General features: G+C 48.7%; 26 protein-coding genes. 16 read left to right on the plus strand and 10 right to left on the minus strand.

The features are described from left to right. Positions 1-4 precede the first annotated feature (4 nt). Positions 5-868 (plus strand): pirin family protein, encoded by an 864-nt coding sequence (locus GJV52_RS00370; RefSeq protein WP_100564313.1) that lies wholly within the window; start codon positions 5-7, stop codon positions 866-868. 41 nt (positions 869-909) lie between these two features. Here GJV52_RS00370 and GJV52_RS00375 read toward each other — a convergent pair whose 3' ends face one another. Next, positions 910-1299 carry a hypothetical protein gene (locus GJV52_RS00375; protein WP_095502603.1) on the minus strand — a complete coding sequence of 130 codons (390 nt, stop codon included), beginning with the start codon at positions 1297-1299 and terminating at the stop codon, positions 910-912. Between the two features lie 146 nt (positions 1300-1445). On the opposite strand from GJV52_RS00375, the gene GJV52_RS00380 reads away from it, so the two are divergent. Beyond that, on the plus strand, positions 1446-1883 hold the full coding sequence (locus tag GJV52_RS00380; RefSeq protein ID WP_095502604.1) for a YiiD C-terminal domain-containing protein: 438 nt from the start codon (positions 1446-1448) through the stop codon (positions 1881-1883). A gap of 107 nt (positions 1884-1990) precedes the next feature. Here GJV52_RS00380 and GJV52_RS00385 read toward each other — a convergent pair whose 3' ends face one another. From GJV52_RS00385 to clpS, 4 genes are all read right to left on the minus strand, one after another. Next, the gene (locus GJV52_RS00385) at positions 1991-2476 is read right to left on the minus strand and encodes a DUF4189 domain-containing protein (protein ID WP_095502605.1); all 486 of its coding nucleotides are present in this window, start codon (positions 2474-2476) and stop codon (positions 1991-1993) included. A gap of 100 nt (positions 2477-2576) precedes the next feature. Beyond that, entirely contained in the window at positions 2577-2951 is a 375-nt protein-coding gene (locus GJV52_RS00390; protein WP_229439452.1) for a DUF4189 domain-containing protein, read from the minus strand. A gap of 385 nt (positions 2952-3336) precedes the next feature. Continuing rightward, positions 3337-5622, minus strand: coding sequence for an ATP-dependent Clp protease ATP-binding subunit ClpA (gene clpA, locus GJV52_RS00395; protein WP_095502606.1), 2286 nt, complete (start codon positions 5620-5622; stop codon positions 3337-3339). Positions 5623-5625: 3 nt separating this feature from the next. After that, positions 5626-5937 (minus strand): ATP-dependent Clp protease adapter ClpS, encoded by a 312-nt coding sequence (gene clpS, locus GJV52_RS00400; protein ID WP_095502607.1) that lies wholly within the window; start codon positions 5935-5937, stop codon positions 5626-5628. A 305-nt stretch (positions 5938-6242) separates the two neighbouring features. Between clpS and GJV52_RS00405 the strand changes: the two genes are divergently transcribed. From GJV52_RS00405 to arsB, 6 genes are all read left to right on the plus strand, one after another. Then, positions 6243-6446 carry a cold-shock protein gene (locus GJV52_RS00405; protein ID WP_016687461.1) on the plus strand — a complete coding sequence of 68 codons (204 nt, stop codon included), beginning with the start codon at positions 6243-6245 and terminating at the stop codon, positions 6444-6446. A gap of 3 nt (positions 6447-6449) precedes the next feature. Beyond that, positions 6450-6716: a branched-chain amino acid ABC transporter gene (locus GJV52_RS00410; protein WP_229439454.1), complete on the plus strand. Its 267-nt coding sequence runs from the start codon at positions 6450-6452 to the stop codon at positions 6714-6716. Further along, positions 6713-6934 (plus strand): DUF1653 domain-containing protein, encoded by a 222-nt coding sequence (locus GJV52_RS00415; protein ID WP_095502609.1) that lies wholly within the window; start codon positions 6713-6715, stop codon positions 6932-6934. Before GJV52_RS00410 ends, GJV52_RS00415 begins: the two co-directional genes overlap by 4 nt. A 96-nt stretch (positions 6935-7030) precedes the next feature. Further along, positions 7031-7477, plus strand: a complete 447-nt coding sequence (gene smpB, locus GJV52_RS00420; protein ID WP_100564311.1) for an SsrA-binding protein SmpB — start codon at positions 7031-7033, stop codon at positions 7475-7477. 191 nt (positions 7478-7668) lie between these two features. Further along, entirely contained in the window at positions 7669-8016 is a 348-nt protein-coding gene (locus tag GJV52_RS00425) for a hypothetical protein (protein WP_154143183.1), read from the plus strand. 63 nt (positions 8017-8079) lie between these two features. Then, on the plus strand, positions 8080-9093 hold the full coding sequence (gene arsB / locus GJV52_RS00430; protein ID WP_100564309.1) for an ACR3 family arsenite efflux transporter: 1014 nt from the start codon (positions 8080-8082) through the stop codon (positions 9091-9093). A gap of 233 nt (positions 9094-9326) precedes the next feature. Here arsB and GJV52_RS00435 read toward each other — a convergent pair whose 3' ends face one another. Further along, complete coding sequence (locus tag GJV52_RS00435; protein WP_095502612.1) at positions 9327-10454, minus strand: porin; 1128 nt, start codon at positions 10452-10454, stop codon at positions 9327-9329. Between the two features lie 466 nt (positions 10455-10920). Here GJV52_RS00435 and GJV52_RS00440 point away from each other — a divergent pair, with 466 nt between their 5' ends. From GJV52_RS00440 to guaA, 7 genes are all read left to right on the plus strand, one after another. Beyond that, positions 10921-12045: a glycosyltransferase family protein gene (locus GJV52_RS00440; RefSeq protein ID WP_229439456.1), complete on the plus strand. Its 1125-nt coding sequence runs from the start codon at positions 10921-10923 to the stop codon at positions 12043-12045. Then, positions 11960-12712: an integrase core domain-containing protein gene (locus GJV52_RS00445; protein ID WP_229439530.1), complete on the plus strand. Its 753-nt coding sequence runs from the start codon at positions 11960-11962 to the stop codon at positions 12710-12712. Before GJV52_RS00440 ends, GJV52_RS00445 begins: the two co-directional genes overlap by 86 nt. 25 nt (positions 12713-12737) lie before the next feature. Further along, entirely contained in the window at positions 12738-14477 is a 1740-nt protein-coding gene (locus tag GJV52_RS00450) for a phosphotransferase (RefSeq protein WP_100563019.1), read from the plus strand. 34 nt (positions 14478-14511) lie between these two features. After that, positions 14512-14955 carry a hypothetical protein gene (locus GJV52_RS00455; RefSeq protein WP_100563017.1) on the plus strand — a complete coding sequence of 148 codons (444 nt, stop codon included), beginning with the start codon at positions 14512-14514 and terminating at the stop codon, positions 14953-14955. 11 nt (positions 14956-14966) lie between these two features. Beyond that, complete coding sequence (locus GJV52_RS13475) at positions 14967-15269, plus strand: 3-hydroxyacyl-CoA dehydrogenase NAD-binding domain-containing protein (protein WP_255408759.1); 303 nt, start codon at positions 14967-14969, stop codon at positions 15267-15269. Further along, entirely contained in the window at positions 15263-16132 is an 870-nt protein-coding gene (locus GJV52_RS00460; protein ID WP_255408758.1) for a nucleotide sugar dehydrogenase, read from the plus strand. The genes GJV52_RS13475 and GJV52_RS00460 overlap by 7 nt, the downstream gene beginning before the upstream one ends. A gap of 206 nt (positions 16133-16338) precedes the next feature. Beyond that, the gene (gene guaA, locus GJV52_RS00465) at positions 16339-17904 is read left to right on the plus strand and encodes a glutamine-hydrolyzing GMP synthase (RefSeq protein WP_100563015.1); all 1566 of its coding nucleotides are present in this window, start codon (positions 16339-16341) and stop codon (positions 17902-17904) included. An 88-nt stretch (positions 17905-17992) separates the two neighbouring features. On the opposite strand, the gene GJV52_RS00470 is transcribed toward guaA, so the two are convergent. The 3 genes from GJV52_RS00470 to GJV52_RS00480 all read right to left on the minus strand — a co-directional run bounded on the left by GJV52_RS00470 (position 17993) and on the right by GJV52_RS00480 (position 23153). Continuing rightward, positions 17993-20758 carry a M16 family metallopeptidase gene (locus GJV52_RS00470; protein ID WP_100563013.1) on the minus strand — a complete coding sequence of 922 codons (2766 nt, stop codon included), beginning with the start codon at positions 20756-20758 and terminating at the stop codon, positions 17993-17995. A 118-nt stretch (positions 20759-20876) separates the two neighbouring features. Then, on the minus strand, positions 20877-21179 hold the full coding sequence (locus GJV52_RS00475) for a hypothetical protein (protein ID WP_100563011.1): 303 nt from the start codon (positions 21177-21179) through the stop codon (positions 20877-20879). 396 nt (positions 21180-21575) lie between these two features. Continuing rightward, on the minus strand, positions 21576-23153 hold the full coding sequence (locus tag GJV52_RS00480) for an ABC transporter ATP-binding protein/permease (protein ID WP_229436878.1): 1578 nt from the start codon (positions 23151-23153) through the stop codon (positions 21576-21578). 278 nt (positions 23154-23431) lie between these two features. On the opposite strand from GJV52_RS00480, the gene GJV52_RS00485 reads away from it, so the two are divergent. After that, entirely contained in the window at positions 23432-24172 is a 741-nt protein-coding gene (locus tag GJV52_RS00485; protein WP_095502620.1) for a pseudouridine synthase, read from the plus strand. A 317-nt stretch (positions 24173-24489) separates the two neighbouring features. On the opposite strand, the gene adhP is transcribed toward GJV52_RS00485, so the two are convergent. Next, positions 24490-25530: an alcohol dehydrogenase AdhP gene (gene adhP / locus GJV52_RS00490; protein ID WP_195690050.1), complete on the minus strand. Its 1041-nt coding sequence runs from the start codon at positions 25528-25530 to the stop codon at positions 24490-24492. Positions 25531-25895: the final 365 nt, after the last annotated feature.

The following is a 25895-nucleotide window of genomic DNA, read 5'->3' on the forward strand; positions in this document are numbered from 1 at the left end:
CACCATGCGCACCATTCGACAAATCTACCAAGCGCCGCCGAAACATTGGGTGGGCGATGGTTTTCACGTGTCGCCGCTGTTTTCCCACATGGACGAAGTCAGCAAACAGACCAGCCCGTTTCTTATGCTCGATTACGGCGTGCCCACCGAATTTTCTCCCAACTTCGGTGCACCGCGCGGCGTGGGCAGCCATCCGCATGCCGGTTTTGAAACCGTCACCGTCGCGCTGCAAGGCGAAGTGGCACACCGCGACAGCTCGGGCGGCGGCGGCATTATCCGCGAAGGCGATGTGCAATGGATGACCGCCGGCCACGGTATTGTGCACGAAGAATTTCACAGCAAAGATTTCAGCGAACGCGGCGGTGTGCTGGAAGAATTGCAGTTTTGGGTCAACCTGCCGCGCGAGTTTAAAGAAGTTGCCCCCGAATACCAAGCCTTACCTAAGGAAAAGATTCCGGTGGTACCGCAAGACGATGCCAAAGTGAACGTGATTGCGGGCGAACTCAACGGCGTAAAAGGCGCGGCGCGTACGTTCAGCGAAATCAATTTATGGACGATTGACCTGCCCGCCCAAGGCTGTGCCGAATTTGACTTACCCGCCAATCACAACGTGATGCTGGTAAGCTTGCGTGGCAATGTGTCGGTGAATGGGCGCATGGTTAAGCCGACCGAATTGGTGACATTTGAAATCGAAAGCGGCAAAATCACTTTGCAGGCACAAGACGAAGATGTGAAGCTGGCCTTATTCGGTGGTGTGCCGATTGATGAGCCGGTGGTCGGCTACGGCCCGTTTGTGATGAACACGCGCGAAGGAATCTTGGAAAAAATCCGCGCGTTTAAAGCCGGTGAATTTGGTTTGCTTGATTAGTCAACAAGGCCGTCTGAACGATTCAGACGGCCTTGAAAATATTAGGCTTTACGATAGCGCCACACTAAGCCGAATCCGACCACGGTTTTCAACAGCAGCCACGCAAACGCCAGCGAAAGATTGCTGAATGATTCGGTAAAATCCGTCGGAAGATAGCGGCTCCAGTGCGGGTGTGAATCAATCATGCCAAAACCGATAACCGTTGCCCACATCACCAAAGACGACAGCAACAGCGTCATACCCAGCACATAATAACGCCGCGCCTTCATCGCCAACACGCCCAAACCAATCAACACCAGCGCAGACAAAGCCAAAATGCCAAACAACATGCCACGGATTTCTGCCAAAATATCAAAAAACAGCAACATATCCAAAAGCGTCAACACCCAGCCGCCGATGACCAACAAACACACGCCGAAAAAAGTCCGCATTATTTGACTCCGAAGCTTGTTTTATTTTATGTCCGCCGTCATTTGAAACATCATCACATTCCGTTATCAGGCGACCTATTTAAAGATTGAATCTTTCAATCTAATTAATCATGAAATTCTATACCAAACCGTAAGGCAATCCAATCATGACATCACAATTATTACAAGCATTTTTGCACACCCACATCCCCGCCACCGCCGCGCTTCAGATTCAAGTGCAGGAAGCCGATCGCGAACATGTCGTCCTCACCATGCCACACATCCCCAACCGCAACCATAAAAACACCGCATTCGGCGGCTCCATCGCCTTAGGTGCGACCACCTGCGGCTGGGCATTGGTACACAGCCATCTGCCCGAAGCGGCCGGTAATATCGTGATTCAACAAGGCGAAACCCAATACCTGCGCCCTGCCCGCGGCGATTTAACCATCCAAACCCGCCCCGTTGCCGCCGAAAGCTGGCAGCACATGAATGATATGTTTGCCAAACGCGGCAAAAGCAAAGTGGTATTGGAAATTGACGTATTCTCAGAAGGCGAGCTGGCTGCGGTGTTTGTCGGTAAATTTGTGGCGTTGAAGGATTAAAAAGGATTTTCCCCTTATTTAAACGCTTTCTTGCTTAATCTCTATTTCAAATAATTTAGGCCGTCTGAAATCTTAAAGATTTCAGACGGCCTAAATGATTTTATGGATTACAAAGACTTGATTCTGCTCCATAAAGTTTTCATCGCACCGCCGTAATAATCGCTTGACGTGCAATATGAAGCTTCAATAGCGCATTGCCCTTCGGTGCCGAATTTCTTGCTGCATTGGGTAATCGCTGTTTGGTGGATGTTTTTAAACAAAGGCGAACTGATGACCACCACATTCTCGGTGGTCATGCGGTTATGCGCACGCGGATAAGCCACGGCAACACAGGTATTTTGCAAAGGCATCACCGATTGGCAGCCGGTAGCTTGATCTTTTTGGACACCGGCCAACGCATCCTGTCCACGACAATAAGCAGCCAATTCGTTGCTGGCATCAAGCTGGTTCAGGTTTTCGCGTGTGGTTTTGATATGCAACACATCGCTGCTGTCGCTTGGATTTTGCCAAAAAGCCAAATAGCCGTAGGTATCGGCTGCCGCAGCAGTAGCAGCCAAGCTGCTCAATAGCAATGCTGAGAGAATTTTCTTCATGGTGATTCTCGATGATTTTAAATTCAGATTTAATTATAAAACAAATATCAGTTTGAAAGTGATTATGGGCTCAGATGATGTATTTTCAAACCATTTTCATTTATTTTAACTTGAATTTATGCAACATTTCAGCCAAGCGCCCTTTCTTAGCATAAGCATCTGAAGATGTGCAAAATACGGTTTCAAGCGCACATTCGCCTTCGCTGCCGTATTTCAGACGGCATTGTTGCAAAGCCTGTGCCGCCACCTTACTAAACGCCGGATTTTGCGCCACCACTACATTTTCATGTTTCAATAATCCTTGCGCACGCGGCCATGCTGCTGCCGCACAAGAGTTATTCAATGCGGTCACGCTCCGGCAACCGCTTGCTGTTTGCGTATTCACATTCCACAAACGGTCTTGCGCTTGGCAAAATGCATCTAATTCTGCTTTTGCTTCTTCCGCGCTTGCATTCTCCGCAGTGGTTTTGGTCACGGTCACAATTTCTGTTTGCTCGGGGTGTTGCCAAAATGCAATATAACCATGAGTATCCGTAGCATAAAGCAATGGTGTGCATGAAAAAATAAATAGGGAAAACAAGATTTTCATCATATTAATCAACAATATTTGCCTAAGCTTAAATTATATAATGAAAGAGTCAGACCTTTGCAAAAACCCAGGTTTGAATACAGTTCGAAGTTATATCAGCACAGAAAGCGCAGACATATCATGAAGATAGGCAAGCTTTCGAGCAGCGCATAACGAAGAAAAGTGCCAAAGATGGGGATTTTACAAAGGTCTCAGGCCGTCTGAAACGGATTATCCCTGTTTCAGACGGCCTGAGTATTCACCGCTTTTCAATCCCGCTCAGCAATCTTTTTCAGACGGCCTCTTGCGTTTTTTTCTTGGCTGCACCTTTTTGAAACTTCAACACTACTTCACCTTTCTCGCGGTTCCAGTCGATTTTGACGTAGCCGCCATCTGCCAATTTGCCAAATAGCAACTCATCAGCCAAGGCTTTGCGGATTTTTTCCTGAATCAGGCGGTGCATCGGGCGCGCGCCCATTTGCGGATCAAATCCTTTTTCAGCCAAGTATCGGCGCAATGCCGGTGTGAATTCGGCTTCGACCTTTTTGTCGAGCAGCTGATGCTCCAATTGCAGCAGGAATTTGTCCACCACTTTGATGATAATCGGTTCAGACAACGGCGCAAATGGAATAATCGCATCCAAGCGGTTGCGGAATTCAGGCGTAAACATCTTGTTGATGGCCTGCATTTCATCACCACGCTCACGTTTGCTGGTAAAGCCGAAGGTCGGACGGCTCAAGCTTTCGGCACCGGCATTGGTGGTCATAATCAGAATGACGTTGCGGAAATCGGCGCTTTTGCCGTTGTTGTCGGTCAAGCGACCGGCGTCCATCACTTGCAGCAACACGTTGAAAATATCGGGATGCGCTTTTTCAATTTCGTCCAACAGCAGCACGCAATGCGGTTGCTTATTCACGGCTTCAGTCAGCAAGCCGCCTTGATCAAAGCCGACATAGCCCGGCGGCGCACCGATTAAGCGCGACACGGCATGGCGTTCCATGTATTCCGACATATCAAAGCGTTGCAGCGGCACACCCAGCGAGAAGGCCAATTGACGGGCGACTTCGGTTTTGCCCACACCTGTCGGGCCGGAAAACAGGAAGCTGCCAATCGGTTTGTCAGGCAAGCCCAAACCGGAGCGCGACATTTTCACGGCAGCGACCAAGGCTTCGATGGCATCGTCTTGGCCGTAAACCATGTTTTTCAAATCACGCGCCAAGAATTGCAGCACTTGTTTGTCATCATGCGACACCGTTTTCTCCGGAATGCGGGCAACTTTGGCAATCACCGATTCAATTTGCGCTTTGCCGATGACTTTTTTCTGCTTGGATTTCGGCAGAATACGTTGCGCCGCACCGGCTTCGTCCATCACATCGATGGCTTTGTCCGGCAGAAAACGCTCGTTGATGTAGCGTGCGGAAAGCTCGGCAGCGGCTTCCAACGCGCCTTGGGTGTAGCGCACTTGGTGGAAGCTTTCAAACATCGGTTTCAAGCCGCGCAGGATTTGCACGGTTTCGTCCACGGTCGGCTCGACAATATCGATTTTTTGGAAACGGCGGCTCAAGGCATGGTCTTTGTCGAAAATGGTACGGTATTCGTCGTAAGTGGTCGCACCAATGCAACGCAACAGGCCTTTGGCCAATGCCGGTTTGAGCAGGTTGGACGCATCCATCGTACCGCCGCTGGTGCTGCCCGCGCCGATAATGGTGTGAATTTCATCGATAAACAAAATGGCGTGTTCAACTTTTTCCAATTGTTTTAACACGGCTTTCACGCGCGCTTCAAAGTCGCCGCGGTATTTGGTACCGGCCAGCAATGCGCCCATGTCCAGTGAATACACCACGGCATTTTGCAGCGTTTCCGGCACGTTGCCGTTGACAATCTGATGCGCCAAACCTTCTGCCAAGGCGGTTTTGCCGACACCGGCTTCGCCCACCAGCAAAGGATTGTTTTTGCGGCGGCGGCACAAAATCTGCACCAAGCGTTCCATTTCATGTTTGCGGCCGATGAGCGGATCGATGCGGCCGGCATTCACTTCGTCATTCAAATTCACGCAGTATTTGGCCAACGGATTACCTTTTTCTTCTCCCTGCTCGCCTGCTTCGGCATCTTGGCCGTCTAAAGATTCTTGCGCGGCGGCATTCAAACCGCCATGCGCAATGCTGCGCAAAATTTCAAAACGGCTCACGGATTGCAGTTTCAGGAAATACACGGCATGGCTGTCGCTCTCGCTCATGAGCGCCACCAGCAAGTCCAGCGGCGAAACTTCGCTTTTGCCTGCCGATTGGGTGTGCACCATGGCACGTTGGATCACGCGCTGAAAGCCTAAAGTCGGTTGCGTTTCGGTGTTGTCCAACAAATGCTCGGGAATCTGCGGCGTGTTTTCGGTCACACTGTCGGTGAGCTGGTCGGACAATAATTTTAAATCGGCGCCACACTCGGCCAGCGTGTTTCTGACAGCTTCGTTTTCATCAATCAACACCAGCAATAAATGCTCTAGGCTGATGAATTCATAGTGTTCGCCGCGTGCTTCGGTATAAAGCACTTGCAAAATGCGTTCTAATTCTGATGACAGCATGGATTAAACCTCCTCAACGATACATTGCAGCGGATGGCCTTCTGCCTTGGCTCGCTGCATGACTTGCTGCTGTTTGGTTTGGGCAATGTCGCGTGTGTATGTGCCACACAAGCCCTTGCCCTCATGATGAACCAGCAGCATCACCGCGACGGCTTGTTCCTCGCTCAACATGAAAATTTCAGTCAACACCGCCACCACAAAATCCATGGTCGTGTAATCGTCGTTTAACAGGAAAACGCCGTAACGTTTCGGCGGCTGGGTTTGTCGGTCATTTATTAATGTTTCCGATTCGTGATGAGTATGGCTATTGCTCATGTATATATATGGCTCCAAAACCGTTTTTAAACTGGGCTTAGCACAATATCACGCACCATGCGCAAATCTATGCTTAATAAATAAAAAACGGGTCATTTCTGTTGTATTTTGTACTATTTTAATAAATTTTTGGCTTTTTCCCAAACATTACTTGACTACAGACATTAACGAATGTAAAAAGACGGTTAAGCAGAGTCGGCACTCGAAGAAGCATATTGTTTTTAGGGAGAAACTTGAAACTTTTTGGTTTGACGTATTGCCTTATTTGCTGTTTTTGTTAAATTTTTAAGTATAGGAAGTTCTCAATGGCAACCGGTATCGTAAAATGGTTCAACGACGCTAAAGGTTTTGGTTTCATCACTCCAGATGAAGGTGGCGAAGATTTGTTCGCTCACTTCTCTGCGATCAACATGGATGGTTTCAAAACCCTGAAAGAAGGCCAACGCGTGTCTTTCGAAGTGACCACCGGCCCTAAAGGCAAACAAGCTGCTAACATTCAAGCTGCTTAATGAGTGCGCGGCGTCAGCCGTAATGTGATGGCGGGATTTCCCGCCATTTTTTATTGTGGGTACGACATGGACGATTATCAACGTGCATTAAAGCAACTCGATGAGTTAATTGCACATTTTCGCAGCCAAGGCGAAGTTTCCTGTGCTGTTGCAGAAGCAGAAGACCGCCTGTTAATCAAGCTGGCGGATTTAAAAATCGATTTAAAACCGCAGCACACCCAAGACATCGCCAACATCAACCTTTTTTACCAGGGCCATATCCAATCATGAAACATTCTATTCCTGCAGGCATTTACCGCCATTACAAAGGCAATCTGTACGAAGTCACCGGCCTTGCCCACCACAGCGAAACCGAAGAAGAATTGGTGGTTTACCGCGCTTTATACGGCGAATTCGGTTTATGGGTGCGCCCTGCCGCCATGTTTGCCGAAACCGTTGAATTCAACGGCGAAACGGTGGCACGTTTTGCCCTCGTGAAAGCGTTTTAAATTTTCAGACGGCCTCAAAGCCTTTGACCTATTATTTCCCTTTTTCAGACGGCCTGATAAAATAGGCCGTCTGAAAACCTATCAAGAATCAGCATTATGAGTATTGCCAATAATAAAAAAGCCTTTCACGATTACTTTATTGAAGACCAAATCGAAGCCGGCTTGGTGCTGGAAGGATGGGAAGTAAAAGCCATCCGCGCTGGTCGTGTGCAGCTCAAAGAAAGCTATATCTACTGGAAAAAAGACGCGTTTTATCTGGTTGGCTGCCACGTCACTGCCTTGCCGACCGCTTCGACCCACGTCAAACCCGATCCGGTGCGTCCGCGTAAATTACTGCTCAATCAAGCCGAGATTAACAAGCTTATCGGCAAAACCGAACGCGCCGGTTACACCATTGTGCCGCTCAATCTGCATTACAACCGCGGCCGCATCAAAATGGAAATCGGCTTGGCTAAAGGTAAAAAACAACACGACAAACGCCAAAGCCTGAAAGAAGCCGATTGGAAGCGTGAAAAACAGCGTTTGATGAAAGTAACGCGTTAATATTTTTCAGACGGCCTTTGAACATCATTTCAAGGCCGTCTGAAATATTTGCAGCGGATAGCGTTTTACATATTCCGCCTCAATCCTTTCTCAAAAACACGCAAGATTGCACTTTATCCGCTTTTCAAGATGCGCTTCTGCCACAATAATAATGCCGTCTGAAAACTCATTATCCTGCGAAGGAAAACACCATGCGACAAGCCTCACTTGCCCTGCCTTTGTTTTTAATTCTGTTTGGCGCGGTTTGGTTTTTAAAAACCACCGGCATCCTGCCCGCCACCGCCACCCTGATTGCCATCGGCTTAGGTGTAGCCGGATTGGCCGTGATGATCATGGATGGCATCAACAAGCAATCGATTATTTCCGGCCCGATTTTGATGTATATTGGTGCAGCCATTTATTTGCGCACTGAATACTGGTTTGCCTATTCGCCACTAATTGCCTTAGGCATGATGGTGCTGGGCTGCCTGTTGTTGCTCTCGCGCAGCAGCATGATTCCGTATAAAATGCCCAAGCATCCCGACCGTTTGTCACACTAAACCGAAAGGCCGAGAATCACTCGACCTTTTTCTTTGCTAACCACTAATGATTTTTAGATAAACATGGGTATTTTCGAACGATTTCTCAGTATTTGGGTGGCGCTCGCCATTGTCGCCGGCGTCATCATCGGCACCCTCTTTCCGCAAGCCATACAATACATTGCCTTAATGGAAGTGGCGCACATCAACTTACCCGTCGCCGTGTTGATTTGGCTGATGATTTATCCGATGATGATTCAAATCGATTGGTCGGCCATCAAAGATGCCGGGCAAAAACCGAAAGGTCTGCTGATGACGGTCGTGGTCAATTGGCTGGTGAAACCATTTACCATGGCGCTTATCGGCTGGCTGTTTTTCCGCTGGCTGTTTGCGCCTTGGGTTGATCCGCAGTCGGCACAAGAATACATCGCCGGCATGATTTTGCTCGGTGTCGCGCCCTGCACAGCGATGGTTTTTGTGTGGTCGCAATTGGTTAAAGGCGATCCGAATTACACGCTGGTGCAAGTCTCGGTCAACGACATCATCATGATTTTTGCCTTCGCACCGATTGCCGGATTTTTATTGGGCGTGAGCGACATCAGCATTCCTTGGCAAACCTTGGTGTACAGCACGATTTTATATGTATTACTGCCGCTTTTGGCCGGATTAATCACGCGTAAAATACTGCTGGGAAAACGCCTTTCAGTTGGCTCGTTCACCGCCAAACTTAAGCCTTTTTCGATTTTCGGCTTATTACTGACTGTGGTGCTGTTGTTTGCTTTTCAAGCGCAAACCATCTTAAGCCAGCCGTTTATCATTGTGCTGATTGCCATTCCGTTGCTGGTGCAAACCTACGGCATTTTCTTTCTCGGTCATTGGGTTGCCAAGCGCCTGAACCTGCCGCATGAAATCGCCGCCCCCGCTTGCCTGATTGGCACCAGCAAGTTCTTTGAATTGGCTGTTGCGGTTGCCATCTCTTTATTCGGCCTGCACTCCGGCGCCGCATTGGCCACCGTGGTCGGCGTGTTGGTAGAAGTGCCGGTGATGCTGTCGTTAGTGGCCTGGATTAACCGCCGCAATCGATCACCAGCAGCCTAATCAAGCAGAGACGTTTGCAAAACCCTAGATTTGAGTACAGTTCAAAGTTGTAGCAGCACAGAAAGCGCAGACATATCATGAAGATAGGCAAGCTTTCGAGCAGCGCACAACGAAGAAATGTACCAAAGATAGGGATTTTGCAACGGTCTCAAGCAATATATTTGCTGCCTATTTACGACAAAGGCCGTCTGAACATTTCAGACGGCCTTTCTATTTGTCCCATCAAACAGGATTTACCAAGAAGCACGCAAACCGACTACGGTGGTGTAATTGCGTTCTTTGCTGCGTAATTCACCATTGCGATATTGCTTAGAACGTGTGGTTTGCACTTCGGCAAATGTCTTCACATCAATCAATTCGCCTTTTGGAATCAGATAATATTCCGTGCCGACCATAAACTGATGCTGTTTCTCTTTGCGGTCAGAAGAAGACACTTGGTCACGTTTTTCAGTCTTGTAAGCATACATACCGTAAGCGCGCCAATCACTGGTTAATTTGTGGTAAATCGCCGTGCGGATTTCATTATTGGTGCGTTTATAGCCCGCTTCTTCTTCATCTTTGCGAATACGACGTTCGATGTCGATACCAACGGTGGTGTCGTCAAATGTGTACGCCGTACCGAACGCATAAGCGGTGCGAACATAGTCTACCGGCTCTTCTTGGCGATAGTGCTCGCGAGTTGCACCTAAACCAACATTCCATTCGTCACCATCATTGACTTCAAATGTTTTCACCAAGCCGGCACCAATAATATCTTTACGTGTTTCACTCAAGCCATCATTACCACGCGGGCTACGGCCACCATAAAATACGCCGGTTTTAATGCCTTGCTCTTTGTTTTCATATTTATATTGAACTGAGCGGCGCGCACCTGATGCCAACAAGCCATCACTTAGGCTCAAAGTGTTGGCCAAGTCGGTTTGCTTCACATCATCAGTAATCACTGTTTGATTACCGTATGTCAGTTCACCATAGCGTTTATGACCGATTCCGCCGTATAGTTGGCGGGTGTAGATATGGTCAAAATCATGGTTAGATGGGCGGTCGACACCGTTACTGTCTTTACCGCGGAAGCGCCATTCCACACGGCCTAAAGCATAAAGATCGTCATGACCCAGCGACTGTTTGGCTTTAAAGCCGAAACGTGAGCCATTGTTGGTAATCGGATGATTTTTACTTTCTTTGGTGACCTCGCCTTTGCGAACATCGGTTTCTTTATCGGCTGTGGTTTCCCATTTGATACGAGCAGAGCCGACAAAATCGATTTTGGTGCCGGTTTCATCGCTTTCGAATACCGTTGCCGCGCCGGCCGGTAAAGCGATGGCGGCAGATAATAAAAACGTCAGTGCCGTTTTATTCATGGTTGAGATTCCTTTAAAAATAGGTTGGCTATCTGGTTAAATTGCCGCAAGCCTATCTGTGTTTTATTGACAAAGAAATACCCAAACTTAAACAAATAAACAATACCTGTAGTTAATTTAACGATTTACCTTAATCATTTCCTGTTTTATTTTTAGTTTTGCTAAGAAAAGAAAAATTATATTTACGTCTTACTTTCTTTTAACAATGCCGAGCGCAATAAAGTTTATGCAAACCATATACGCAACGCTGGTTTGACTAATGCCAGCCATGTTTTGATTGCTGCCCTGTGCCAATATCAAGTTGCTCGCAATAGCATAAATGTTAAGAAAAACAAACCAATCCGTAAATTATCGAAATGGTCGATATTTGCCGTTAATGCTACATTAGCGCCCTTTTCAAGCATTTCACCATACTGCCGGCGCATTTGCCGGCAATTTTACCCCACAACTGAAGTAATGATTCAACATGGCAAGAGACCGTAAAACCTCCCCCCGCATAGCCTTTTATTCACACGACACAATGGGCTTAGGACACATCCGCCGCAATATTCTGCTGGCGCAATCTGCCTTGGAAGCGTATCCCGATGCCGAAGTTTTATTAATTTCCGGCGTACGCGAATCCGGCGCATTCAAGCTGCCTAAAGACGCCGATAGTGTGACCCTGCCGACTTATTTCAAAACGGTGAAGGGTGAATACATTCCACGCTCGCTGGGCAAAAGCGTCAAGCGTCTGACCCATATCCGCAAAAACATCATTCACGCAACTTTAGAAGCCTTCAAACCCGACATCATGGTGGTGGACAACGTGCCACGCGGTGCGATGAACGAGCTGGACAACATTCTCCCCGAGCTGGCCAGCCGCGGCACGCACATCGTATTGGGCGTGCGCGACATCATTGATGAACCGGAAGCCGTACGCGCTCAATGGAAAAAGCTGCAAAACATCGAAATCATCCGTCTGTATTTTTCCAGTATTTGGGTGTATGGCGACCCGAATCTCTACAACTTCGCCGATGAATACCAAATTGCGCCCGATATTGTCGACAAACTGCGTTATGTCGGTTATCTCGATCAAAGCCGCCGCATGGAAGTTCGCGGCCTGCGCGTCGGTGCTTCTGAAATCGAAAGCCCGTTTGCTTTGTGCGCTCTGGGCGGCGGGCAAGATGGTTTTGAAGTGGCGCATGCCTTTATGCAATCTACCCTGCCTGCAAATTGGCGCGGGCTGTTGATTACCGGCGCATTGATGCCAGAAGAGCAACGCGTCCAACTGCATGCCATGGCCAAAGAGCGGCCGCTGCAAGACATCAAAGTGGTCGATTTTGTGCCTGAGCCTTTGAAAATCATGCGTGAAGCGGAATGCATTATTTCGATGGGCGGCTACAACACCACCACCGAAATCTGTGTAGAAACTAGTAGCGTTGTTTACAGTATTTCCAGGAGAATACTAAAACATGAACATGCACAAAAACACCCGTCTCACCCCGCACCACCGCCAAGCCATTTGGCTGGCCTACACGCAGGAAAAGGAAAGCGTCACCTCCCTGGCACGCCGCTACCAAGTCAGCCGCGTCACCATTTACCGCGCACTTAAAGCCGCAAGAGGCAGACTGCTCAAACCCCAAACCAGTACCAACAACCGTTTCAAACAGGCAAAGTACGGAATGAAACGCCTGGCCAAGGTAGAACGCGGCATTCAGGAAAAACTCAAAAGGCAGGCCAAACGCTACAATAAATCCTATCCCGGAGAGCTGGTACATCTCGATACCAAACGGCTGCCGCTGCTCAAAGGGCAGAAAGCCACCGATAAGCGGGATTACCTGTTTGTCGCCATTGACGATTTCTCAAGGGAGCTATACGCCGCCATTTTGCCGGATAAAACCGCAGACAGTGCCGCCAAGTTTCTGACCGAACACCTGATTGATCCCTGCCCATACCTGATTGAGTGCGTTTACTCCGACAACGGTACGGAATATAAAGGCTCAGCCAACCATGCTTTCGGTGTAGCCTGTTATGAGAACGGGATTGGTCAAAAGTTTACCCGGGTTGCCCGTCCGCAGACCAACGGTAAGGCGGAACGGGTTATCCGCACCCTGATGGAGATGTGGCATGAGAAACAGTTGTTTGACAGTCCGGAACACCGGCGAAAGGAGTTGTGCCGCTTTGTTAATTTCTATAACACTGTGAAGCCGCACCGCAGTTTGAACGGCGATACGCCGTTTGAGGTCTTGCAGGCTTATTTTTCTCAACCTGTGGTGTAAACAACGCGATGATTTCCTACACGGATTGGAAAAGCTCAAAACTCTTGAGCCTTTCCAGCATGCCGTCAAAGTAGAGATTCAATATCTGCGTTACAAACCCGGCAATAGCTGCGCAAGCACTTTGTATATTGAATTGGGCGACGGCTCTTGTGTGCATTATTACGCCAAGGCCCTGACGCCCAAGCGTTTCGAAGAATCATGGAACAAACCTTCCCGCCAAAAGCCGGTGAAAAAAGGCGGCGCTTATGCGCCAGTAGCGTTGCCTGAATTTTGCATCATGCTACTACACCCGATACACGACCGCCCCATCGGCAAAATGGATTGGTTGGTTTCCAGCAGCGCCCTACGTCGCATGCTCAAAGCCTGCTCGCTGCCTGCTTTTGAAACAGGGAAACCCAAAGTCAATATTCTGCGCTACAAACCCGAGTGCCGCTTAGTGGCCAAAGTCAGCTACGGCGATGTGCCTGTGGCCATCTTGCGCAGCAGCACACCTGACGAATTCAGCAAAATGTTGATTGGTAATGCCTTCGGCGTCTCACACGGCGGTGTGGTGTTGACCGGCGCCGACGGCACCAGTTGCACCTTAGCCACTCGCTGGCAGAAAGGCGACAGCTTGTGTCCGGAAGAAGGCCATGCGCCTGATGATCAGCTTATTGCGGAATTAGGTAAAAAGCTGGCGCGCATCCACAGCACCAGCTATCAACACCCTACCCGCTATACGCTGGCTGACAAAATCCGCTCGGTGAACGGCGTAGCCAATACCTTCCGCCACATTCTGCCCGAATGCATCGATTGGTTTGAAACGCTGCAAAACCGTATTACCTGCGGCCTGACCCATTTACCGGAACAAGCCACGTTAATCCACGGTGATTTTTCGCTCGACCAAGTGATTCGCCGCACCAGAAAAAGCGGCGAAATCAAGCTGCACATTCTCGACTGGGATCGTTCTGCGCAAGGCCATCCGCTATTGGATTTGGCAAGCTTCATTGCCCGATTGGAATTGCAGCTGATTGAAGGTTCGGTAACACGCCATGAAGCCAACCGCCTTTCAGACGGCCTATTGCACAGTTATCGCAAAAAACAAGAAATCGATGAAGCCGGCTTGCGCCTGTTTACCGCGTCGGCACTCTTGCGCTTGGCCGCCGAGCCGTTTCGTAAACGCAGTCCGCATTGGGATCAATACATCCTGCAAATCCAGCAACGCGCACAAGCCCTGCTGGATGCGGAGCAGACCGTTTCTGCGCCTGCCCCTGCGCTCGCCAACGATTCGGTGCAAGACACAATCATCGCCGATTTGCTCGATACCGCAAAAATGCAGCCGCTGCTGCAACAAGCCGGCATTATCGGTGCCGCAGAACACCTTGCTTCTGCCAGTTTGCGCCATCACAAACTCGGCCGCCGCGCTTTGGTGGAATACGCCTTGCCTAAACAACACGGCAATCGGCGTTTTATCGGCAAATACCGCACCAAAGGCTTGGACAAACGCTCGCCACGCATTCAACAAGCCTTGTGGCAAAAAGGCTTTAACAGGCCGTCTGAAACCGGTGTGTCGGAAGTGTTGGGCTTATTGCCTGAATTAAACACTTGGTTTCAAAGCCGCATCGACGGCCAAACCATCAGCGCGCTGCTGTATCAGGAAAACCGCCGCTTGGCCTTTTTAGGCAGAGCCGCTGCCAATGCCTTGGTTGCCTTGCATCAAAGCGGTGTGGGTAACGATTTGGATTTGCCTTGCTGGCAACCGGCAGACGAATGGGGGGCTCAATAAAGCCTTAACCGAAGCGTAAACCAAGCTGCCGCATTTGGCCGAACGCATTGCCAAAGTTGCCACGCAGTGCAAAGCATTGATTGATTCGCTGCCCGAAAGGCCGTCTGAAACCTTACACCGCGATTTTTACCAAGACCAAATCCTCGAGCCCTACGGCACACCCGGCCGCATGGTGCTGCTGGATTTAGATTTGGCCTGCCGCGGCGATGGCGCATTGGATGCCGGCAATTATCTTGCCCATATTCAAGAGCTGGCCTTGCGCCGCTATGGCAAAACCGATGCATTGTGCGCCCACGAAAGCGCGTTCAGACGGCAATTTCTAACCTACAACCCACAAGTCGCAAACACCGTGGAAGCATATACAACATTAACATTGGCGCGCCATATCCGCATCAGCACTTTGTTCGACGAACGCAGCCATACCACCGAGCTGCTGCTGTGTGAAAGCCGCCTGAATACCCACCTCAAACAACCATAACGAGAAATACCATGAAAATTACCGTTGTCGGCGCAGGCTATGTCGGCCTATCCAACGCCGTTTTATTTGCTCAACAACACAACGTCACGCTTTTGGATGTCAACCAAGAGCGCGTGGATTTGATTAACCAGAAAATCTCGCCGATTCAAGACGATGAAATCAGCGTATATTTGGCCGAACGCACGCTCACGCTGCACGCCACCACCGATGCGTCTGCCGTATATGCCGATGCCGATTACATCGTGGTCGCCCCCCCACCGACTACAATCCCGAAACCGACTATTTCGATACCGGCTCGGTCGAATCCGTGTTGACCACCGCTTTGGCAGCCAACAGCCACGGCCACATCATCAAATCCACCATTCCGGTTGGCTTTGTCAACAAAATGCGCGCGCAGTTCCAAACTGACCGCATCATTTTCTCACCAGAATTTTTGCGTGAAAGCAAAGCCTTATACGACAATCTTTACCCGTCGCGCATCGTTATGGGCGACACCGGCGAAGCAGCGCAAAAATTTGCCGAAGCCTTGCGCGATTGCAGCCTGAAGCCGGATACGCCCATTATTTTGACTAATCCGACCGAAGCCGAATCGATTAAGCTGTTTTCCAATACTTACTTGGCTTTGCGCGTGGCCTTTTTCAACGAACTGGATTCGTTTGCCGCCACCTTCGACCTCAACACCGCCGACATCATCGACGGCGTATCTGCCGACCCGCGCATCGGCACGCATTACAATAATCCATCGTTCGGCTACGGCGGCTACTGTTTGCCGAAAGACACCAAACAATTGCTGGCCAATTACCAAAACATTCCGCAAAACCTGATTACAGCGATTGTCGAATCTAACCGCACACGCAAAGGCTTCATTGCCGAAGACGTATTGCGCCACCAACCGTCCACCGTCGGCATTTACCGCCTGACGATGAAATCCGGTTCCGACAATTTCCGCAGCTCCAGCATTCAAGGTGTGATGAAACGCATCAAAGAACACGGCGTACCGGTGATTGTGTACGAACCCGAATACCACGACAGCGATTTCTTCGGCTCAGAAGTGGTGCAGGATTTAGACGAATTCAAAAAACGCGCCGACATCATCTTGGCCAACCGCCTGCATGAAAACTTGGAAAATGTCGCCGACAAAGTGTACACACGTGATTTGAAAGGCAGCGATTTATAAAGCAGGCACTTGAATCTAAATTACTTTCAGACGGCCTATTTCATCTCATCAAGGCCGTCTGAAAAGTTTTCAAACCGTATTGCAATTCATCTATTCACCATCGATTTGCTTATGCAAAGGCCGTCTGAAACTGGTACAATATCGCCATTTTTCAGACGGCCTTTTATTGCGCCGCATTCTCTTTTCATTCCACAAAGCCCAACATCATGACCCAAGACAAAATCCTGATTCTCGACTTCGGTTCACAAGTCACCCAGCTCATCGCCCGCCGCGTGCGCGAAGCCCATGTTTACTGCGAGCTGCATTCGTTCGACATGTCATTGGAAGACATCAAAGCCTTTAATCCGAAAGGCATTATTCTTTCAGGCGGCCCTAATTCCGTGTACGAATCCGACTACCAAGCCGACACCGGCCTGTTTGATTTGGGTGTGCCGGTATTGGGCATTTGCTACGGCATGCAGTTTATGGCGCACCACTTGGGCGGCGAAGTATCTCCGGGCAACCAACGCGAATTCGGTTACGCGCAAGTGAAAACCATCGACAGCGAACTGACCCGCGACATTTTCGACGGCCAGCCCAACACGCTTGACGTGTGGATGAGTCACGGCGACAAAGTATCTAAATTACCGGAAGGTTTTGCCGTGATCGGCGATACTCCGTCTTGCCCGATTGCCATGATGGAAAACGCCGAGAAACAATTCTACGGCATTCAATTCCACCCGGAAGTCACCCACACCAAGCAAGGCCGTGCGCTGATTAACCGCTTCGTGCTCGACATCTGCGGCGCGCAACCTAGCTGGACCATGCCAAACTACATCGAAGAAGCCGTGGCCAAAATCCGCGAGCAAGTCGGTAGCGACGAAGTGATTTTGGGCCTGTCCGGCGGTGTCGATTCATCGGTAGCCGCCGCACTGATTCACCGTGCCATCGGTGACCAACTCACCTGCGTCTTCGTCGATCACGGCCTGCTGCGCCTGAACGAAGGCAAAAACGTGATGGACATGTTCGCCCGCAACTTAGGCGTGCGCGTGATTCACGTTGATGCCGAAAACCAATTCATGGCCAAACTCGCCGGCGAAACCGACCCTGAGAAAAAACGCAAAATCATCGGCGGTGAATTTATTGAAGTCTTTGATGCCGAAGAGAAAAAACTCACCAATGCCAAATGGTTGGCACAAGGCACCATTTACCCTGATGTGATTGAAAGCGCCAGCGCAAAAACCAAAAAAGCCCACGCCATCAAATCGCACCACAATGTCGGCGGCTTGCCGGAAAACATGAAACTCAAATTGCTGGAGCCATTGCGCGATTTGTTTAAAGACGAAGTACGCGAACTGGGCGTTGCGCTCGGTCTGCCACGCGAAATGGTGTACCGCCACCCATTCCCGGGCCCGGGCTTGGGCGTGCGTATTTTGGGCGAAGTGAAAAAAGAATACGCCGACTTGCTGCGCCAAGCTGACGACATCTTCATCCAAGAATTGCGCAACACCACCGATGAAAACGGCACATCATGGTACGACCTCACCAGCCAAGCCTTCGCCGTGTTCCTGCCGGTCAAATCCGTGGGCGTAATGGGCGACGGCCGCACCTACGATTACGTCGTGGCCTTGCGCGCTGTGGTTACCAGCGACTTCATGACCGCACATTGGGCAGAGCTGCCATACTCACTGCTCGGCCGCGTATCCAACCGCATCATCAACGAAGTCAAAGGCATCAACCGCGTGGTGTACGACGTAAGCGGCAAACCGCCCGCCACAATCGAATGGGAATAAGCATTTGATTTTTTAATCATCAAATATTAAATAGGCCGTCTGAAAACATTCACAGCGAATGCTTTCAGACGGCCTTTATCTTTCCCAATCACTCAACCGGATCGGCAATCAGCACACGGCGGTTTTGCGGATTCCACACCAGATGCGCGGTTTGCTGCAATTTTTCAGCTGTTAATTCATCTGCCAAATGATGCATTTGCTGCAAATAACGTGCGTCCCCTAAATGCTGTTCGCTCAAAACCAATCGGTTCAACCACGTTTCAGCTCGTTTCAGACGGCCTTTTTCCTGTTGGATAAAATTGCGGCGTAAGGGTGCGATTTGTTTTTCAATAATGGTGTGCGGCAATTTAGCCAAAGTCGCTTCACCAAGTTGCCATAATTCATCTGCTTTTTCAGCAGTGGTCGCAAACCGTAATTCACTTTCCACGCGGTCGTTATCTGGATTGAGTGAGGTTTCAAATTTTAAGCTATACACACCCAAAGCCTTGTCGCGCAATTGGGCTTTAAGCTGCTCATAAGCCAGCGTGCGTAAAATCGAAATCTGCGCAGCGGTTTGCGGCGACCATGTGTACGGGGTAAACAACCATGCGGCTACATCACTGCGCTGCTTAACCGGATTCACTGCTTTACGCTCAACTTTTTGCCCGCTCAAGGCCAAATAAGGTTGCGGCTTTTCAGACGGCCTGCGCTCGATGGCGGCCAAATATTTTGCCACCAAGGGTTTCAGTTGGCTCGGTTTCTGCTCACTCAGCAGATAATACGTCATCGGCGCCCGGCTTAAAATCTGCCATTGCGCCAAAATTTCGGTCTCTTCGGTTGCTTCCAAATCAGCTTGGCCCGGCGAGGCATATGCTTTGCCGCCAAAGCGGATATCGGTCAGTGCTTTGTCTTTAGCCGCACGGCTGGATGTTTGCTCCATCGGAATGCGGCGAATCATCGGTATGATGGCATCGCGGTAATCCTCACTTACTTGCGGCGTGGCCACATAAGCGTGATACAGACGGAACAGATTTTCTGCTGCCTTATCCGGCGCACTGCCTTCCAACTTGGTTTCATTTGCTTTCATGCTCATGCTTAAGCTGAGTTTGTGCTGTTTTTTCCAATCATCAAGCTGCTCGCTGCGCCAACCTTGCGGTGCCGACTGCCACACGATTTGCTGTGCCAGCTGCGATTGCCACGGATTCAGATTCGGGCTCATGAAGCCGTTTTCGCTCAATGCGCGCAAATAGGTTTCGCCATCGGCGATAGGATGATTTAACACCACCACTTTATCGCCGTTTTGCAATGTCCAACGCGTGATATTGAGTTTTTTATCATATTGTTCGGCAACAATTTTTCCGTCAATCGGTTTGGCAATAAACACACCTTTGCCATATTCGACTTTGGCACGCAATTTAGGCAAATCGGCTTGCTGCCATTTATCTGCTTCAGCCTGAATTTGCGCGGCATTGGGAAAACTTTTGATTTCAGTCAGGCTCGGTGCTTGGATTTGCACCGATTTATCGTCGGCATTCAGCCATTGCTGTAAACGTGCGCTGATGTCGGCAGGCGCAATGGTCGGCAATACTTTTGCTGCTAAAGCGGCATTTTCTGCCTGCGTACGAACGGGCTTACCGGCAAAGGCATTTTCGCTGACCGTTTGAATCGCATCACCAAAGGCTTCAGGCAGAGTGGTTTTCTTTTTCGCCCGTTCGATGGCACTTTGCAACGTTGCCTTATATTCATCAAATTCGGCTTGCGTCACCGGCGCACGCAGGATGCGCTCGCGAAGTTTCAGGATTTCGGTCAAGCCTTGCTGATGGCCGTCGGGTGCGACTGAAGCGACAAAGCCCACCGCAACCGTTTCGCGGCCAATGTCGGCTTTGCGGGCGGTGATGGTACTGACGGCTTTGGGTAAATCGTGAATCTCATTTTTCACACGCTGCGCCAAGATTCGGCTGGCAAAGCGGTCGATATAGCGCTCGCGGATGCCGTTGTCGGTAGCATAATTGCGTGATGGCCGGTCGTTTTGGCGGAACAGCAGCGCCACAAAGCTGCCACCGCTGTCACGGTCTTGCAGTTGGTCGATGTGAAAGCCTTTTTGCAATTTCGGCTCGTAATAATCACCACTGCGGTCAGGCAATGCCCCTGCTTTCAGATGGCCAAAATGTTTTTCCAATGCAGCTCGCGCCTGCTTCGGCGTGATGTCACCGGAAATCATAACCTGCATATTGTTCGGCACATACCAACGCTGATGAAATGCCTGCAACACTTCTACCGGCGTGTTGCGTATGCTTTCTTGTGTGCCGATAATGGCAAAACGTGCTTGGCGGCTGCCGCTGCGGTTGACTTCATTGCGGCGGCGGTTCATCCGCTCGTTCACACCCAAACCGTTGCGCCATTCGGCTTCAATCACCTGCTGCTCTTTTTGCCAATCTTCGGCAGAAAATTCATGCGGCGACATCATGGCCGATAAGGCGTGAAGCGTATCATCCAATTGCTTCACACCCTGATTGGGGCTGAACATATACAGCGTTCGCTCGTAATTGGTCATGGCATTGAAATTCGCACCGCGCCGCCAGCCTTGTGCAATCAAAGTATCGCCTATCCCATTGGGAAATTCGGGTGCGCTGCGGAATACCATATGCTCGACCATATGCGCCACACCGATTTCGCTGGTGCCGTTTTCATCGCTGGCGCCCACGCCCACTTGAATGCGTACATCAATGCGACCGGGTTCAGACGGCACATTCAATACATGATAAACCAAGCCATTATTCAGACGGCCTGTGGAATAGGTATTGGCGGTACAAACGGAAAATGCAGCGGTTGAAAGTGCTGCGGTGAGAATGATTTGAGGAATAAGGGAATTCATGGTTGCTTTTCTTAAATTTCAGACGGCCTATATTCGGCTGAATTGTCTGAACGTTATGTTTTTAATAGATTAATAAATCAATCTCAATGCAATAAAGGCCGTCTGAAAAGCCAAGCAATCATTCAGACGGCCTTTGATTTAGTTTGGGGCAGTTTGCAGTGTTACTGGTATGATTGGGATTACTAAACTGAACATTCAGGTTGTTTTTCAATACTTCGCTGATGGTTCCATTGCCGGTTACGCGGTTTTGAATGTCTTTTTGGGTCACACGCTGCGTGCCTTTTTCTTGGGCAAACGTACCGTAAACCACAATTTCATTCAAATTGGCCTGCTGCTCTGCCTGCTGGACTTCATCCGCAGCATAACCATTTGAAGCAGCAAAAACCGGCAGCAAGGCCAGCATGATTGCGTTGGGTTTCATGTTTCAATCTCTTTTTTTAGGCTATAAAATGTAAAAAATCTTTCAGACGGCCTTGACCCTAATATCCATCCAAGCTCGCTGAAAATAGATAATGGTTCTTATTATTCTCTAACTCAAAAAAATATTTACCCTACTGATTAAACAGGGTAATTACTTTCAAAAATCAAAAATATTTGAGCTAATAATTCATGCAATTTTACTATTAGTGAATTGCTTATCAATTAAATATAAATATTTGAGATAATAATATGTTGCATTTTTGTTAAATAATTTATATTTGATTTACATTTCAATATATTACTTCTTAATCAAGTGCAAACAGGTTCTCAACTCAAAAGGCCGTCTGAAAATGCTTACAATCAACATTTTCAGACGGCCTGAGACCTTTTACTTACATTAAGCCGCTTTAAACGGCGTCAAATCCAATACTTCGTCATACATATCCGTTAATTCCGGCTGATGGCTCACAATCACTACTGTGGTATGCGGCAACCGTGCTTTAAGCAAATTCAGCAAGTGGCGCGCCGACTTCATATCCAGCGCCGATGTGTTCTCATCCAAATACAGATAATCCGGCTGCGTGAGTAAAGCGCGGGCAATGGCAATGCGCTGCTGTTCGCCTACAGATAAGGTCTGCGCCCAATTTTGCGCAATGTGCAGATGGTTTTGCCATTTTTCCAAACCGACATCAACAAGCAACTGCTGATAAACAGGGTCATCATGGCGTTGGTGCGACGGATAGCTGATGATATCAGCCAAGGTACCGCTGCCCAAATAAGTACGCTGCGGCAACAACAAACTACTGCCCTTCGGCGCCTGCCAGTTACCGTCATAATCTGCCCATAAACCACCAATGGTGCGCAACAGTGTTGATTTACCCAAACCGCTTTCACCGGCCAATTGCGTCCATTTTTGCGTGCTGACATTGGCTGCTACATTACACAAAATCGGTTCACCGCTTGGGGTGTAAATATTCAAACCATTGATGGCAAGGGAGTCAGCTTGAGGCGGTGTTTTATCGTTGGCCTGCTCTTTTAAGATGTTTTCACGGAATTGGTACAAACGCTGCACCGTTGCGCTCCATTCCGGCAGAATGGTGTAGGCAAACACAAACCAGCTCAATGAATTAAACACCGCCGAGAAAGCGCTGCGAATCTGCATCAAGCCACCTAACGTAATGGCTTTGGCCATAAACAGCGGCACACTTGCCAACACCGGCAGCATTAAGGGAAAACGGTCGTAACCGGTGGTAAAGAAACCAAGATTACGCTCGCGGTTCATCAAAGCGCGCCAATTGTTGATGATTTCGTTAAACTCCTGCCGTAAGGTTGTGTGTTCACGCGCCTCACCGTGATACAGCGCAATTTGCTCGGCATGATCATTTTTACGCACCAGCGAAGCACGGAAATCAGCTTCAAATTTTTGTTGACGGTAATTCAGTGCATGCAATTTACGGCCGATGATTTGCGTGAACATACTGCCCAATAAGGCATACACCACTGCAATCCAAACCAGATAGCCGGTTACCGTGATGTTGTGCCCCATAATATGAAAAGTGTGCGTGCCGGATAGCCGCCACAAAATCGCAATAAATGAATAAAGCTGCGCTAAATTAGTTAGCAAAGAAATGAACAGCTCAATCGTGCGCGACACAAAAATATTCACGTCTTCGGCAATACGCTGGTCGGGGTTGTCAGTGGTCTGCTTCAAAGCAATGCGGTAATAAGCGCGCTTGTGCAACCAATTGGCCAGTAAACGCTCGGTCAAATGTGTGCGCCAGCGGATAATCAATAGCTTACGCAGCCACGCCCGATAGACAGCAGCCACCACAAAAATCGCTACATAAACCAAATATTCTTGAATTAAAACATAGAGTTCTTTTGCTTTAAAGGCTTCTAAGGTATCGTAAAAAGACTTGCTCCACTCATTAATACGGACATTGATTTCCACCACACCAAACCCGAGTGCAACCAAAACAATCAGAATCAGCCACGAAAGCAGATTGTCTTTGCGAAACCAGTAATCTTTGAGAAACTAATAGAATTGTTTGAGAATCGTCAACATATTATTGCTATAAAACTTGTAGATAAAAATGAATATTAACCGCGGATTATACACGCTTAAAATTTGTTGTTTGATGTAATTTTTCAGACGGCATATTATTTGATAGGCCGTCTGAAACGCTGTTTCTCACGCAGCGTGGAAAGCACGTTAATGCTATAATTCGGCAATATTTTTTAAAGTGAAAGACCATGGAATCCACCAACGAACCCATGCGCCTGTCGAAACGCATGGCGCAACTCGGTCTCTGCTCGCGCCGCGAAGCCGACAGCTACATCGAACAAGGCTGGGTCAAAGTCAACGGCCAAACCGCCGTGCTCGGCCAAAAAGTGACCGAAAGCGACCGCATTGATTTAAACAAACTGGCGCATGAGCAGCAGGCAAACCGTGTGACGATTTTGCTGAATAAGCCGGTGGGTTATGTCAGCGCGCAAGCGGAAAAAGGCTATAAAGCAGCGGCTGAATTGATTACTGCCGAAAATCAATGGGAAGGTGACGACAGCCGCATTGCGTTTAGCGAGAAACACAAATTCGGCCTCGCCCCTGCCGGACGTTTGGATATTGATTCGGTGGGTTTGCTGGTGTTGACACAAGATGGCCGCATCGCCAAGCAACTAATCGGTGAAACCAGCAACAGCGAAAAAGAATATTTAGTGCGTGTACGTGGCAAGCTGGATGACAAAGGCTTGGCCTTACTCAACCACGGCTTGAGCTTGGATGGTGAAAAGCTGCGCCCAGCAAAAGTAGAATGGCAAAATGAAGACCAACTGCGCTTTATTTTGAAACAAGGTAAGAAACGCCAAATCCGCCGTATGTGCGAGCTGGTGGGTTTACGCGTGGTCGGTTTGAAACGTATCCGCATGGGCAAAGTGAAATTGGGCAAACTGCCGCCGGGTAAATGGCGCTATTTGAAAGCCAATGAATCGTTTTGATTCAATGACATGAATCAGGCCGTCTGAAATATTGAATATTTCAGACGGCCTGATACCTTTGTAAAACTCAATTTAAACCAAGAAAACTATGCTCGTCATTCCCGCGTAGGCGGGAATCCAGTACGTCAAACTGCTGATATAGTTAATATTTCTGAATCCGATAGTCCTAGATTCCCGCCTACGCGGGAATGACGGTTTAAAGATTTCTAAAAATTGACTAGTCTCGCAAAGATCTCGGCCTGATTCTATTCATTCCCCAACAAAAAAGCCGTCTGAAAACAATTCAGACGACTTTTAATCTTCATAAATAAGTCAGATTAATGCTCGTGACCGCAAGCGCATTTCATGTCAATTACCATGCGGCCGGTAATTTTACCTTCACGCATTTCTTGGAAAATCGCAGGCGCTTCATCCAAATCACGCAATTGTACTTTTGGTACCACCAAACCTTCGGCACCGAATTGGAAGGCTTCAGCCAAATCTTGGCGCGTACCCACCAAAGAGCCGACTACTTCGATACCGTCTAATACCAAGCGCGGAATCGACAAATCCATAGACTCTGGTGGCAAACCGATAGCCACCACGCGGCCACCGGCACGCACGGCATTGACGGCAGAATTAAATGCAGCGGAAGAAACGGCCGTCACAATCGCGGCATGCGCGCCACCGACTTTTTCTTGAATCACTTTGGCTGCGTCTTCTTTTTGCGGATTAATCACCAAATCAGCGCCGCTTTCTTTGGCAAATTCCAGTTTGTCATCATTAATATCGATGGCAATCACATGCGCGCCAAATACTTTTTTCGCGTATTGCACACCCAAGTTACCCAAGCCGCCAGCACCATATACGGCAATCCATTGACCCGGACGCACATTCGATACTTTCACACCTTTATAAGTGGTCACACCGGCGCAAGTAATCGAGCTGGCTTGCGCAGGATCCAAACCATCCGGCACTTTCACCGCGTAATCGGCAGTAACGATACAGTGTGTCGCCATGCCGCCATCTGCAGTATAACCGGCATTCAATACAGTACGGCACAAAGTTTCACGGCCGGTATTACAATATTCACAAGAACCACAGCTTTCAAACAGCCACGCGATACTCACACGGTCGCCGACTTTCAAGCTTTTTACGTCATCAGCTACTTTGCTGACTTTACCGATGCCTTCGTGACCCAAAACACGACCCGGTTTTTCGCCGTAATCACCCGCAGCAACGTGCAAGTCAGTATGACACACACCGCAATATTCAATTTCTACCAAAGCTTCGCCCGCTTCCAATTCGCGGATGTCGCGCTCTACAACTTCTACATCACCTTCAACAGCTTGATTCACTACCACTGCACGCATTTTCATAGTAACACTCCTTGTTTGGCTTAACTGATAGAATGGTATTTCATTGCAATAACGGGATGCACGCATTCAATCATACATGAACAAACCATACACATGATGATTTCGCTCGTTACATCACGATTTAAGTATGTACTTCAAAATTAGTTCCGTCAAGCTGCATCGTATTGAATTTATTAAAATTTGTTATAACATAACATATTTATTGATGTATTTTCCAATCGAACAAGCAACTGATTATATTTAAATAAAATTTATTTTTTCATACGGCCTCAATCCCTGACCAATTGATTTTATTGAATTAATTGATTTTCTTCCGCATTCTTTCGCTTTGTTAATTCATATTTCTTTGCATTTTTAACGCTTGA

Origin of the sequence: Neisseria brasiliensis, assembly GCF_009671065.1 — a bacterium.
GTDB lineage: Bacteria > Pseudomonadota > Gammaproteobacteria > Burkholderiales > Neisseriaceae > Neisseria > Neisseria brasiliensis.